The sequence below is a fragment of the Casimicrobium huifangae genome, from assembly GCF_009746125.1.
GTDB classification, from domain to species: Bacteria; Pseudomonadota; Gammaproteobacteria; order Burkholderiales; family Casimicrobiaceae; genus Casimicrobium; species Casimicrobium huifangae.
This window is the reverse complement of record NZ_CP041352.1, coordinates 3737011-3749910: the sequence shown is the minus strand read 5'-3', so window position 1 is coordinate 3749910 and position 12900 is coordinate 3737011. Positions and strand designations below refer to the sequence as shown.

Sequence of the window (12900 nt, the reverse complement as noted above, 5' to 3'; positions counted from 1 at the left end):
TGATGAGCAACAACAACGAAGGCTCGAAGACCGCAGCGTGGATCGGCGCCATCGTTGTCCACGTACTGCTGATCGGCGGGCTGGTGTTCAGCGTACGCTGGAAGCAGGTGACGCACGAGCCGGTGGCGGTGGAGCTGGTGTCGCGCGTTGCGCCGACGCCGGTGCCGGACCCGGTTGAACCGCCACCACCACCCGCGCCGCCTCCGCCTCCGCCGCCACCCCAACCTGCAGCACCGCCACCACCGAAAGTGGCGCCGCCGCCCCCGCCCCCACAACCGAGCGCAGCCGACATCGCTCGCCAGAAAGCAGCCGAGAAGGAAGCAAAGCGCAAGGCCGACGAGCTGAAAGCCGCCGAGGCCGCGAAGGAAAAAGCGAAGCAGGACGCCGCCAAAAAGCAGGCTGACGCTGATGCGGCGAAGAAGCAGAACGAAATCCGCGCCCGCGAGCTGAAAGCGGCGCAGGACAAGGCGCTCAAGGAACAGCAGGCAACGCAGGCCGCTGCCGAAAAGGCAGCGAAGGAGGCCGCAGCCAAGGCCGAGGCCGAACGTGCTGCCAAGGCCGCTGCTGACGCTGCCGCAGCGCGCGCCCGGGCCAGGGCCGAGGCGGACTACGTGGCGAAGATTCGCGGCAAGGTGCGCGGCAACATCATCCTCGCCAGCGAAGTGCCGGGCAACCCGGAGGCGCAGTTCACGGTGACGCAGTTGCCAACCGGTGAAGTGATCTCGGTGACGCTGACCAAATCCAGCGGTAACCGGGCTTACGATGAGGCGGTCGAAAGGGCGATCCTGAAATCGTCACCCCTGCCGAAGCCCGATCAGGCCGAGGTGTTCCAGCGGCAGTTGTCGCTCAAGTTCCGGCCACTGGAGTAGACAACGTCTGACGCGCGGGAGGCCGTCCGCGCTGGCAGTTGTCCACTCGCGATGTCTGCGCTATCGTTCGTAACGAGGAGGATTCATCATGGCAGACGCAATCGCTCAGGTACCGGCTCAGAAGTTCACGAGTTTCGCGTCCTTCTATCCGTTCTATCTCGGCGAGCATCGCAACCCGGTTTGCCGCGTGCTGCACTTTATCGGCACTTCCGTTGGCCTTTCGCTGCTGATCACGGCCTTCATCACCAAACTCTGGTGGCTGATTCCGGTGGGCATCGTGCAGGGCTACGCGTGGGCCTGGGTGGGGCACTTTGGTTTCGAGAAAAACAAGCCGGCGAGCTTCAAGCAGCCGCTGTACTCATTCATGGGCGACTGGGTGATGTGGTTCCAGTTGCTGACCGCCAAGATCAAGTTCTCAGGGTAAGCGCGGCTGCTCGCACTATGGTGCCGACTTCATCGCGGCAAATGCTTCAGCGATGAAGTCGACGAAGGTGCGTACCCGCGTCGACAACTGCAACTGCTCGCGATACACGGCGTAGATGTCGGCGTCTGGTGTTTCCCATTGCGGCAACACCTGTCTTAACCGCCCGCTCTTCAAATAACGCACGATGTCCCACTCGGCACGCATCACTATGCCGTGGCCGTCCAGCGCCCAGTTGACGGCGATCTCACCGTCGTTGGTGGTCAGGTGTCCGCGTGTCTTCACTGTCTCTGTGCGCCGCCGGGCACCTTTGCCTGATGAGATACGCCACACGCCGTAGGCTTCGTCGCCCTGACGGATGCCGATGCAGTGATGGCGCGCCAGTTCCGCAGGCGTCAGCGGCTCGCCTTGCGCGCGCAGGTAGGCAGGCGCGGCGCACAACAGACGGCGATTCGGTGCCAGCCGACGCGCGATGACACGGGCATCGGGCGGTGCACCGAAGCGCAGGCACACGTCGAAGCTGTCATCGGTCAGCGGCGGAGGGTTCACCGAAAGCTGCAACTGCACTTCGACCTCAGGATAGCGGCGCACGAAGCGTGAGATCACTGGCGCCACGTGGCTGCGACCGAAACCGAGTGTCGCGTTCACGCGCAGCAACCCCTTCGGCGATTGTCGGGTGCCAAGCAGCAGGCGGTCGAGCTCTTCCATGTCAGCAAGGATGCCGCGCGCACGCTCGATCACCGCTTCACCTTCCGGGGTGAGACTCATGCGCCGCGTGGTGCGGTTGACCAGCACTACCCTCGTTCGCGCTTCGATCTGCGCCAGGCGCTTGCTGACCGCAGCTTTCGAGATGCTGAGCTCACGAGCCGCCGCGCTCATGCTGCCAGCGCCAGCCAGTGCGACGAGAAAGCCAAGATCTACGGGTTGAATACCGGCAGAGGATGCAGGTAGCGTCGATTCCATTGAATGATTGAACTTTCCTGTTTGATTCGAACGACTTGCAATCGTTGCGTGACTATATCGTCAACTATGGGTTGACAATGCTTTCACCTGTGACGTGATTTGGCTAGCCTGGTCGCTTCTAGCATTTGTGCAAACCGGATCATCTGACACAGGAGCAAGCAATGAAGACCTATCGCATCGCCACCATTCCCGGTGACGGCATCGGCAAGGAAGTGGTGCCCGCCGGGCAAACCGTGCTGGCGGCACTGGCGGCTGCTGATGGCAGTTTCGCGTTTGATTTCGAGAATTTCGGCTGGGGTGGCGACTGGTACCGTGCGCACGGTGAAATGATGCCGGCCGACGGCCTCAACGCGTTGAAAGGGAAAGACGCGATCCTGTTCGGTTCCGCTGGCGACCCGCACATCGCCGATCACATCACCCTGTGGGGTCTGCGCTTGAAGATCTGTCAGGGTTTCGACCAGTACGCCAACGTGCGTCCGACACGCATCCTGCCCGGCATCGATGGCCCACTCAAGCGCTGCAAGCCGGAAGATCTCAACTGGGTGATCGTGCGCGAAAACTCGGAGGGCGAATACTCGGGCGTTGGCGGCCGCGTGCATCAGGGCCATCCCATCGAAGCGGCGACCGACGTGTCCATCATGACCCGCGCGGGCGTTGAGCGCATCCTGCGCTTTGCTTTCCGTCTCGCGCAATCACGGCCGCGCAAGCTGCTCACCGTGGTCACCAAGAGCAACGCGCAGCGCCACGCGATGGTCATGTGGGACGAAATCGCAGCCCAGGTCGCTGGCGAATTTCCCGATGTGAAGTGGGACAAGGAACTGGTCGACGCCGCCACCGCCCGCATGGTGAACCGCCCCGCGAGCCTCGACACCCTGGTCGCCACCAATCTGCACGCCGACATCCTGAGCGATCTCGCCGCCGCGCTCGCCGGCAGTCTGGGCATCGCACCCACCGGCAATATCGACCCGGAACGTCGCTACCCGTCGATGTTCGAGCCGATCCACGGCTCTGCCTTCGACATCATGGGCAAAGGCCTCGCCAATCCGGTGGGTACCTTCTGGAGCTGCGTGATGCTGCTCGAACATCTCGGCGAAAACGCCGCCGCGCAACGCCTGATGCGAGCCATCGAAAAGATCACGGCGACCCCTGCACTGCACACCCGTGATCTCGGCGGCACTGCTACGACGGCGCAGGTGACCGACGCCGTGTGCCGCGAACTGCGGGGCGCCTAGCGCGCGTACCGCAGGAGCGGCCCCGGCTGCGACAGCGATGACCACACGCGGTAGTCGCGACCACGCTGCTCCTGAACTACGACGATAAACAAGGAGGAACCCAACATGAACTTCACCTCACGACCACTCCGTTTTGCCGTTGCAGTCGGCATTGCGCTCGCCGCCAGCCTGCCGACGGGCGTTCACGCGCAATCCTGGCCGAACAAACCCATCACGCTGATCGTGCCGTTCCCGGCAGGTGGCACCACGGACGTGCTGGCGCGCTCGCTCGCCGAGCCGCTCGCCAGAGCGCTTGGGCAACCGGTGATTGTCGAGAGCAAACCGGGGGCCGGCGCCACCATCGGCGCCGACTTCGTGGCGAAAGCGAAGCCGGACGGTCATACGCTGCTCGTTGGCGCGGTGCATCACGCTATCGCTACCAGCGTCTACAAAAAGTTGCCGTACGACTTCCAGAAGAGCTTCGTGCCGATCACCACCATCGCCCTGGTGCCGAATGTATTGACCGTCAGCGCTGCGAACCCGGCAAAGTCAGTCGCCGAACTCATTGCCCAGGGCAAGGCCGCCAAGGACAAATTGACTTACGGCTCCAACGGCAATGGCACCGCGCAACATCTGATCGGCACCCAGTTCGAAAACCTCTCCGGCGTGGGCCTGGTGCATGTGCCTTACAAGGGCAGCGGCCCGCTGACGACCGATCTGCTCGGCGGTCAGGTCGCGATGTCGTTTGACACCGTCACGCCGGTGCTGGCACACATCAAGGCTGGCAAACTGCGTGCGCTGGCGGTCACTACTGCCAAACGGTCAAGTGCGCTGCCAGATGTACCAACACTGGCCGAATCGGGCCTGAAGGGTTTCGACATCGGCACCTGGTTCGGCCTGCTCGCGCCTGCCGGCACGCCCAGGGAGATCGTCGCCCGGCTGTCGAGCGAATCGATGAAGATCATTCAGTCTCCCGACTTCGGCAAACGCATGGCAGACATCGGCGCCGAGCCCGTCGGCAACACACCGGAACAGATGGCGAAGCAGATCCGTGACGACACCGAGAAGTTCGCGCACCTTGTCCGTGAGGCAAAGGTGACGATTGAGTGATTCATCGGGGGACCAGTCGCTGCTGGGCGCGCCTGCCCGTTGTGACCGTGGTGCAAATGCCCCTGGGCACGAGTGTGCGCCTATAGCGCGTCCAGTTCCGCCTGCTCGAAACCCGCTGCACGCCGTGCTTCCAGATTGAATGGGCCACGCAGTCGGGGCGCGCGATGATGCTCTGCCAGTTGTGCGTAGGTGATCACCGGGTCAACGCCGCGCTGGTCGCAGACGTATCGGTACCAGTGATTACCGATGGCAACATGGCCGATTTCGTCGCGCAGGATGATGTCAAGAATGGCAGCGCTGTCCATGTCGCCTGCCCCCGCCAGTTTGGCGCGGATCGGCGGTGACGCGTCGAGCCCGCGTGCCTCGAGCGTGCGCGGCACCAGCGCCAGTCGGGCGAGCACATCGCCTTTGGTCTTTTCCGCCATCTCCCACAGACCGTTGTGCGCCGGAAAGTCGCCGTAGGCATAGCCAAGGGTCGACAGCCGCTCGCGCAGCAGGCGGAAGTGATAGGCCTCCTCAATCGCTACCTTGAGCCAGTCGCGGTAAAACTGCTCGGGCATGCCATCAAAGCGCCAGACAGCATCAAGTGCCAGATTGATCGCATTGAACTCGATGTGGGCCAACGCGTGCAGCAGTGCCGCGCGGCCCTCGACATTGCCCAGGGAGCGCTGCGGTACGTCCTTGGGGGCGACCATATGCGGACGGGGCGGGCGACCGGGCAGGCTGGCTGGCTCGGCCAGTCTTTCCGCCGGTTCCGGCATGGTGTTGGCACTCGCTAACGAGGAAACCATTGCCAGCTTGTCATCCGGATCGGATGCAACGAGAGCGGCAAGGCATAGCTGGCGCAACGATGTCATGTTGGACGGGGCATACTGCGGCGATGGGCATCAATTGTCTCCCGCCAGCGACCGCCGGTTACTGCGGTCGGTCAAGGCTGGGATAATTACCGGTTACCCAGAGTTCTACGGCAAGGCGTGTTGAGCCAGGTCGTTCCCTATCGCGTTTCATGCACATCCACATTCTCGGCATTTGCGGCACCTTCATGGGTGGCCTTGCGGCGCTTGCGCGCGAGGCAGGCCACAAGGTCACCGGCTGCGATGCCAACGTTTATCCACCGATGTCGGACCAGCTCAAGTCGCTCGGCATCGAGCTGATTGAGGGCTATTCGCCGGACCAGCTGAAGCTCCAGCCCGACTGTTTCGTCATTGGCAATGTCATCACCCGCGGCAACCCCCTGATTGAGGCAATTCTCGACGCCAATCTGGACTATGTGTCCGGACCGCAATGGCTGGCCGACCACGTCCTTCGGCATCGCCACGTGCTGGCAGTCGCCGGCACGCACGGCAAGACGACCACCACGTCGATGCTGGCATGGATATTGACCCACGCGGGGCGCGATCCGGGCTTTCTGATCGGTGGTGTGGCGCAGGACTTCGGCGTTTCGGCGCGGCTCGGCAAAGTCGCCGACGATCATCCCTTCGTGATCGAGGCCGACGAATACGACACCGCCTTCTTCGACAAGCGCAGCAAGTTTGTGCACTACAAGCCGCGCACCCTGGTACTCAACAATCTCGAATACGATCATGCCGACATCTTTCCGGACGTCGCTGCAATCCGTCGCCAGTTCCACCACGTGGTTCGCATCGTCCCCGCCATCGGGCGCGTCATCTTCAACGGCACTGACCCGGAGATCGCCGAAGCGCTGGCGATGGGCTGCTGGAGCGGGCGCGAGGCCTTTGGCGTGGAGCAGGGCTGGCATCTGACGACCGACGGTCGGGTGGACTTCGGTGGCGAACGCTTTGGCGTGCTGGAGCTTGCAATGCCGGGGCAGCACAATCGTCTCAACGCACTGGCCGCTATCGCGGCGGCGCGCCATGTCGGCATTTCACCCGCACAATCGGTGGCGGCGTTGACCAGCTTCAAAGGCGTCAAGCGGCGCATGGAGCTGCGCGGCGAAGTCGGCGGTGTCAAGGTCTACGACGACTTTGCTCACCATCCGACGGCAATCGCTGCCACGATCACAGCGCTCAAGCGGGCAGCCAGACCGGACGAGCGCATCCTCGCCGTGTTCGAACCCCGCTCCAACACGATGAAACTGGGAGCGATGCGGGCCCGTCTGTCATCCTGTTTCGACGACGCTGCGCGCGCTTACTCCTTCTCCGGCGGCGTCAACTGGGACGTTGCAGAAGCAATGCGACCGTTGGGTGCGCGCGCTGCCGACTACCGGAATCTCGATGAGCTGGTACGTGCCGTGGCTTGTGACGCACGCCCTGGTGACCATATTCTCGTGATGAGCAATGGAGGCTTTGGTGGCATCCATGACAAGTTGCTCAAACAACTTCAACTTTCCCTGCACGCTCTCGCTTAGCCAATCCTCATATGTCCAGTTCTCCGTATTCCCTGCCAGCGCTCAAGACCAAGGCCGATGTCGAGCGTGAAAAGGATCAGGCCAAGGTAAAGCGCTTTCAGGCGATTGATCGTGACATCCAGGATGGCCGGTTGACCGAGGCAGCTGCAGCGCTCAATGAGCTGCAGAAGGAAGATGCCAGCGACGCCCGCATCTACGTGGCAGGTTGGCTGTTGGCGCTGCGCGCGGGTAACGCCAAGAGCGCGCTGGCGTCAGCGCGACGCGCCGTTGATCTGGCGCCGATGCTGGCGATGCCGCATTATTGTCTGGCCGAGTCGCTCAGGGCAGAAGGTGACGTCGCTGGTGCCCGCTTGAGCGCGGAAAAGGCATTGGTACTGGCGCCAGACAACATGAAGTTTCGCGAGCTGGCAGTCAATCTCGCCAATGCACTTGGTGACTACGCGGCCGCCGAGGCGCATCTACGCATCGCCTACGAACGCGACCCCAAGGTGCCCGGTATCAAGACCATGATCGCCAGCGCCATGCGCTTTCAGCAGAAACTGGCGGAGGCCCGGCAGTGGTTCGGTGATGCCATTGCCGACAACGCCGACGATGTCTACGCGCACTACGGTCTGGCCATGGTGGCTCATGAACAGGGCGACCGCGATACTGCACAACGCCAGATAGCCGAGGCCTTGCGCCTGCAGCCCGATGACCCCGAGTTTCTCTATCTGCGCGCCGCGTTCAGTGGCGAGACGCCAGAGCGGCAACCCGAAGCGATGACGCGCGGCGTGTTTGACCAGTACGCTCCCCGGTTCGACAAGCATCTGGTCGGTGCGCTCAAGTATCGGGTGCCGCAGCGCATTGCCAAGCTCATCACGGACCGCTATCCCGACCGCAAGCTGAGCATCCTCGACCTGGGCTGCGGCACCGGCCTGGTGGGTGCCTCAGTCGGGCGTATCGACGGACACTTTGTCGGGGTCGATTTGTCGCTGCCGATGATCGAGGAAGCGAAGAAGCACGGGGCTTACACACGCTTCCACCATGTCAACCTGCTGGATGCGCTGGACGCGACCGACGCCAACGAGTTTGACGTGGTTGTCGCCGGCGATGTGTTCATCTACGTCGGCGCCGTCGAAACACCTTTGCGCGACGCGTTCAAGGTGCTCAAGCGTGGTGGCTGGATTTTCTTCTCGTGCGAACGTGCTGCGGAAGACGGACCGGATCTGGTGCTGGAGAAGAGCCTTCGTTACTCGCACAAGGCCAGCCACGTGCGCACGCTGCTTGACCAGCTTGGGTTTGTGGCGTGTGAATTCGAGGACGTTGATCTGCGCACCGAAAACGGCGTTGCCATCCCCGGATTTATCGTTTCCGCACAAAAGCCGCTGTAGCGCGACAACCATGCCGGCCGCCATTGATCACCGCCTGATTGTCGCGATTTCATCGCGGGCGCTGTTTGATCTGTCGGAGAGCCACGCTGTGTATGAGCGCGACGGCGTTGAAGCCTACCAGCGCCATCAGGTGGCGCATGAGAACGACTTGCTGCAACCCGGTGTGGCTTTTGAGCTGACACGCAAGCTGTTACGCCTCAACGAGGGTGGCGGAGAGCATGTAGAGGTGGTGCTGCTGTCGCGCAATAGCGCTGATACCGGCCTGCGCGTATTCAACGCCATCACACACTACCGGCTCGGCATCACACGTGCGGTGTTTACCGGCGGTACTGACACGTCGCGCTATGTGCCTGCGCTCGGTTCCCACCTGTTTCTGTCGGCTGATCCGGAGGACGTCCGGCATGCGCTCGAATCGGGGCACGCAGCGGCAACCATCGTGCCGCAGGTGGGCGAACGCACCGCCGACAGTTCCGCCCATGATGAACTGCGCATCGCCTTTGACGGTGACGCGGTATTGTTCTCTGACGAGGCTGAACGCGTCTATCAGTCAGCCGGACTTGACGCGTTCAGCCAATCCGAACAACAGGCCGCCGGGACGCCGCTGGGCGGTGGGCCGTTCAAGAACTTCCTGGCGGCGCTCCATCGCATCCAGACCGGATTCCCGCGCGATCGCCAGCCGATCCGCACGGCGCTGGTAACAGCGCGTTCGGCGCCAGCACACGAGCGCGTGATCCGCACGCTGCGTGACTGGGGCATTCGTATCGACGAAGCGCTCTTTCTGGGCGGGCTCGACAAGGCCGAATTCCTGCGCGCCTTCGGCGCCGACATCTTTTTCGACGACCAGCGGCGCCATGTGGAATCGGCCAGCCGGGTGGTCACCGCCGGGCACGTTCCGCACGGCATCACGAACAGGCAGTAGACCCTGATGAATCTTGTATTTGAAGACGACGGCCAGATCAAGGCCGGCGCCATCCTGTCCGAATCCGACGCTGCCGCGCAGATCGAATTGCCCGGTGGGCGTCGCATCAAGGTGAAATCGTCCAATGCGCTGCTGCGCTTTGCAGCCCCGAGTGCTGCGCAGTTGCTGGGCGATGCCCAGAGCCAGCTGACGGACATTGACATGATGCTGCTATGGCAGAGTGCAGAAAGCGCCGACGAATTTGCATTTGGCGAACTGGCCAAAGAGTACTTCGGTGCCGGAGCTACCGAGACCCAGCAGACGGCCACACTGCTGGCCTTGCAGCAGGCGCCGATGTATTTCTACAAGCGCGGCAAGGGGCGCTACAAGCGCGCACCGGAGGATGCACTGAAAGCGGCGCTGGCCAGCATTGAGCGCAAGGCCCGCGAGGCCGAACAAATGGAGGCGTGGGTCATCGCGTTGGCAGCTGGTAACGCGCCGCCGGAGATTGCCGGTCAATGGTCACAGTTGCTGCATGCGCCCGACAAGCAGTCGCTGGCCTACAAGGCACTGGTGGCGGCGGCGGATCGTGCCCGCATGTCGCCGGTGCATTTGCTGGCGCGTGCAAAGGCGATCCCATCCACGCACGCGTTGCATTACGACCGCTTCCTGCGGGCGACATTTCCCAAGGGCAGTGCCTTTCCGGCAGATCTGGCCGCCCCGGCACAGCCGGATCTGCCGGTTGCCGACGTGGCAGCGTTCAGCATTGATGACGACAGCACCACCGAGATCGACGATGCGTTCTCGCTGAGTGCGTTGGGTGATGGCAGCTACCGTCTCGGTATCCACATTGCGGCGCCCGCTGCTGCTCTTGCCATAGGCAGTGCACTGGACCGCGTTGCCCGCGACCGGTTGTCCACCGTATATATGCCGGGCAACAAGATCACCATGCTGCCCGATGACGTGGTGGCTGCGTTTTCTCTTGACCAGGGCAAGACACCTGCCGCGCTGTCGTTATACGCAACGCTGGATGCCGGCCTCAACGTTACGGCTACCGAAACCCGCCTTGAGCGCGTACGCATTGCAGACAATTTGCGTATTGCCGCGCTTGACACACTGCAGTGGCTGGACGCGGCTAACGATCATGACTTGGCATCGAAACATGCAGCTGAGCTGCGAGTGCTGCATCAGCTTGCACAAAAACTGGCTACCGCCCGGGGCGAACAGACGGTCAATCGCGTCGACTACAACTTCGCCGTACAGAGCGATCCCGACGCTGCGGATTGCCGGATCGAGATTTCGGTGCGGCAACGCGGTTCGCCGGTCGATACGCTGGTGTCGGAGCTGATGATTTTTGCCAACGTGACCTGGGCGGGCATGCTGGCGGACAAGCACTGGGCGGGCATGTTCCGTGTTCAGGCGGCTGGCAAGACCAAGATGTCTACTGCAGCCGGTGCCCACGAGGGGCTCAACGTGCCGCACTACCTGTGGGCGACGTCGCCGCTGCGGCGCTATTCGGACCTCATCAACCAGCGGCAGCTGCTGGCGTTGATTGCCGGTGAATCTGCGCCCTACCAGCGCGGCAGCGCAGAGTTGCTGGCTGCGGTGGCGGACTTTGATGCCACCTATGCCGGGTACGCAGAGTTTCAGCAGCAGATGGAGTTTTACTGGTGCCTGCGCTTCATCCAGCAGGAGGGCATTGAAAAGCTCACGGCCCGCGTCATCCGCGAAAATCTGGTGCGTTTTGATCGCCTGCCGATTGTCCAGCGCATCCACGACATGCCCAGTCAGGTGGCTGGCACGCAGGTGGTGCTTGCGGTTGCCGAGGTGGACCTGTTCGAACCCGCGCTGCACGTTCGCTACGTTGAATCGGTCGCCAGCGCTACGGACACTACCGCCTAAAATGGTTTTGTGAAGCGCGCTGCCAAGGTCATCAACGCGCCGGTGCCGGTTTCGGTGGCGCCGGGAATGAGTCCGTTGCTGCGCTGGACGCTGGCGGCATCGCTCGGCGTGCATCTGATTGTGCTGTCGATGCATTTTGAATTGCCGAAGCTGTTCAAGGCGCCGGCGATATCTCCGCCGCTGGAGGTGTCGCTGGTCAACGCCAAAACCACCTCGAAGCCGTCGCAATCCGATTTTCTGGCGCAAGCCAATCTTGACGGCGGTGGCAATACCGATGCCAGGCGCAGACTGAGTTCACCCCTGCCACGGGCTGCAATGGATGCGCAGCAGACCCAGCTCGCTGCCGCGCGCGAACAGGTGGAGGCGCTTGAACGGCAGACGCGCGAGCTGTTGCAGCAGCTCAAATCCAGAAGCCAGACCAATACCGATCGCGAAGCCAAGGAATCGAACAAGGTCGATGCCGCCAATGCTTACCGTGAGTTGTCTGCCAAGGCGCTCGAATTGCAGCGTCTGGAAGCCCAGATCGCCCGTGAATTCGACAGCTACCAGCAGCGACCCAAGAAAAAGCACATCGGTGCCCGCGCAACCGAGTACCGCTTTGCCCGCTACGTCGAAGACTGGCGGCAGAAGGTGGAGCGCGTCGGCAACGCCAACTACCCCGAGGTGGCACGCACGCAGAAGCTCTACGGTTCGCTGGTATTGACCGTTGGCATCAAGGCGGACGGCCGCATCGAAACCATCGAGATTGATCGTGGCTCAGGAAAGAAGATTCTTGACGCTGCAGCGCTGAAAATCGTCGAACTGGCTGCGCCTTACGCACCGTTCCCGCCAGACATCCGCAGCGACACCGACATTCTCTACATCACCCGAACCTGGAGCTTTACTCGCGCTGGCGAACTGGAAAGCTCGGCAGGCTCGCTCCCGAAGGCCCCATGACCACTACGTTGCCCGCCAGCGGCCGTTATGCGGTGTTTGGCAATCCGATTGCCCACAGCAAGAGTCCACGCATCCACGCCATGTTTGCGGCCAGTGTCGGGCAACAAATCGATTACGTGGCGCGGCTGTGTCCACTGGGAGAATTTGCTGCCGACCTGGAACGCTTTCGCAATGAAGGTGGCGTTGGCGCCAATGTCACGGTGCCGTTCAAGCTTGATGCCTTCGCGGTGGCGCGCGAGGCATCGTTGCGCGCGCAGCAGGCAGGTGCCGCCAACTTCCTGATGTGGCGCGGCGATCACTGGTATTGCGACAACACTGATGGCGCAGGCTTGGTGCGCGACATCGAGACCAATCAGGGGGTGGCGTTGCGGGGCAAGCGCGTGTTGCTGCTCGGCGCCGGCGGCGCCGTACGTGGCGTGATCGGGCCGCTGTTGCTGCGCGAGCCCGAGGCGCTGGTGGTGGTGAACCGCACCCACGCTACCGCAGTGGAGCTGGTGGGGCACTATGCAGCGCAGTACCCCGTGACAGCATTGACCGCCGAACAGCTGGTTGCGACTGGACAGCGCTTCGATGTGGTGATTAACGCCACCTCGGCAAGCCTTAGCGGTGCGTTGCCCTTGCCGCAAGACGCTGCCATCTTTGCATCCGATGCGCTGGCCTATGACATGATGTACGGCAAGGCGCCGACCGTGTTTTTGCGGTGGGCCGGGCAGCGCGGCGCGGCGCGTACCTGCGACGGGCTGGGCATGCTGGTTGAACAGGCCGCAGAAAGCTACGTCCAGTGGCGCGGCGTGTTACCGCCTGCGGCGCCCGTCATGGCGCAATTGCGCGCCGAGCTTTTGCCCTCGTAGC

Annotated in this window: 12 protein-coding genes; 10 read left to right on the top strand and 2 right to left on the bottom strand. The window is 62.6% G+C overall.

Translation table 11 applies throughout. The annotated features are described in order from the left end of the window. Positions 1-2 precede the first annotated feature (2 nt). Entirely contained in the window at positions 3-869 is an 867-nt protein-coding gene (gene tolA / locus FKL89_RS16905) for a cell envelope integrity protein TolA (protein WP_156863906.1), read from the top strand. Between the two features lie 88 nt (positions 870-957). Continuing rightward, a complete protein-coding gene (locus tag FKL89_RS16900; RefSeq protein ID WP_156863905.1) occupies positions 958-1293 on the top strand; it encodes an Mpo1-like protein in 336 nt (111 codons plus the stop codon). Between the two features lie 15 nt (positions 1294-1308). On the opposite strand, the gene FKL89_RS16895 is transcribed toward FKL89_RS16900, so the two are convergent. Continuing rightward, positions 1309-2253, bottom strand: a complete 945-nt coding sequence (locus tag FKL89_RS16895) for a LysR substrate-binding domain-containing protein (RefSeq protein ID WP_156863904.1) — start codon at positions 2251-2253, stop codon at positions 1309-1311. Between the two features lie 161 nt (positions 2254-2414). On the opposite strand from FKL89_RS16895, the gene FKL89_RS16890 reads away from it, so the two are divergent. Together FKL89_RS16890 and FKL89_RS16885 are read left to right on the top strand one after the other, a co-directional pair. Continuing rightward, positions 2415-3485, top strand: a complete 1071-nt coding sequence (locus tag FKL89_RS16890; RefSeq protein WP_156863903.1) for a tartrate dehydrogenase — start codon at positions 2415-2417, stop codon at positions 3483-3485. Positions 3486-3590: 105 nt separating this feature from the next. Continuing rightward, a complete protein-coding gene (locus FKL89_RS16885; protein WP_156863902.1) occupies positions 3591-4574 on the top strand; it encodes a Bug family tripartite tricarboxylate transporter substrate binding protein in 984 nt (327 codons plus the stop codon). Positions 4575-4654: 80 nt separating this feature from the next. Here FKL89_RS16885 and FKL89_RS16880 read toward each other — a convergent pair whose 3' ends face one another. Next, positions 4655-5431, bottom strand: a complete 777-nt coding sequence (locus tag FKL89_RS16880; protein ID WP_156863901.1) for a ferritin-like domain-containing protein — start codon at positions 5429-5431, stop codon at positions 4655-4657. A 149-nt stretch (positions 5432-5580) separates the two neighbouring features. On the opposite strand from FKL89_RS16880, the gene mpl reads away from it, so the two are divergent. The 6 genes from mpl to aroE are packed head-to-tail and all read left to right on the top strand — an operon-like array spanning position 5581 to position 12899. Continuing rightward, positions 5581-6942, top strand: a complete 1362-nt coding sequence (gene mpl / locus FKL89_RS16875) for a UDP-N-acetylmuramate:L-alanyl-gamma-D-glutamyl-meso-diaminopimelate ligase (protein WP_156863900.1) — start codon at positions 5581-5583, stop codon at positions 6940-6942. Between the two features lie 11 nt (positions 6943-6953). Beyond that, positions 6954-8312, top strand: coding sequence for a methyltransferase domain-containing protein (locus tag FKL89_RS16870; protein WP_156863899.1), 1359 nt, complete (start codon positions 6954-6956; stop codon positions 8310-8312). Positions 8313-8322: 10 nt separating this feature from the next. Continuing rightward, positions 8323-9231, top strand: a complete 909-nt coding sequence (locus FKL89_RS16865) for a 5'-nucleotidase (protein ID WP_156863898.1) — start codon at positions 8323-8325, stop codon at positions 9229-9231. A 6-nt stretch (positions 9232-9237) separates the two neighbouring features. Continuing rightward, positions 9238-11112 carry a ribonuclease catalytic domain-containing protein gene (locus tag FKL89_RS16860; protein ID WP_156863897.1) on the top strand — a complete coding sequence of 625 codons (1875 nt, stop codon included), beginning with the start codon at positions 9238-9240 and terminating at the stop codon, positions 11110-11112. Positions 11113-11121: 9 nt separating this feature from the next. Next, complete coding sequence (locus FKL89_RS16855; protein ID WP_238363403.1) at positions 11122-12048, top strand: TonB family protein; 927 nt, start codon at positions 11122-11124, stop codon at positions 12046-12048. Further along, positions 12045-12899, top strand: coding sequence for a shikimate dehydrogenase (aroE, locus tag FKL89_RS16850; RefSeq protein ID WP_156863896.1), 855 nt, complete (start codon positions 12045-12047; stop codon positions 12897-12899). The genes FKL89_RS16855 and aroE overlap by 4 nt, the downstream gene beginning before the upstream one ends. Position 12900: the final 1 nt, after the last annotated feature.

Bases quoted from the DNA above. Each gene is read 5' to 3' on its own strand.
- tolA (WP_156863906.1), top strand. From the start codon at position 3: ATGAGCAACAACAACGAAGGCTCGAAGACCGCAGCGTGGATCGGCGCC.
- FKL89_RS16900 (WP_156863905.1), top strand. From the start codon at position 958: ATGGCAGACGCAATCGCTCAGGTACCGGCTCAGAAGTTCACGAGTTTC.
- FKL89_RS16895 (WP_156863904.1), bottom strand. From the start codon at position 2,253: ATGGAATCGACGCTACCTGCATCCTCTGCCGGTATTCAACCCGTAGAT.
- FKL89_RS16890 (WP_156863903.1), top strand. From the start codon at position 2,415: ATGAAGACCTATCGCATCGCCACCATTCCCGGTGACGGCATCGGCAAG.
- FKL89_RS16885 (WP_156863902.1), top strand. From the start codon at position 3,591: ATGAACTTCACCTCACGACCACTCCGTTTTGCCGTTGCAGTCGGCATT.
- FKL89_RS16880 (WP_156863901.1), bottom strand. From the start codon at position 5,431: ATGACATCGTTGCGCCAGCTATGCCTTGCCGCTCTCGTTGCATCCGAT.
- mpl (WP_156863900.1), top strand. From the start codon at position 5,581: ATGCACATCCACATTCTCGGCATTTGCGGCACCTTCATGGGTGGCCTT.
- FKL89_RS16870 (WP_156863899.1), top strand. From the start codon at position 6,954: ATGTCCAGTTCTCCGTATTCCCTGCCAGCGCTCAAGACCAAGGCCGAT.
- FKL89_RS16865 (WP_156863898.1), top strand. From the start codon at position 8,323: ATGCCGGCCGCCATTGATCACCGCCTGATTGTCGCGATTTCATCGCGG.
- FKL89_RS16860 (WP_156863897.1), top strand. From the start codon at position 9,238: ATGAATCTTGTATTTGAAGACGACGGCCAGATCAAGGCCGGCGCCATC.
- aroE (WP_156863896.1), top strand. From the start codon at position 12,045: ATGACCACTACGTTGCCCGCCAGCGGCCGTTATGCGGTGTTTGGCAAT.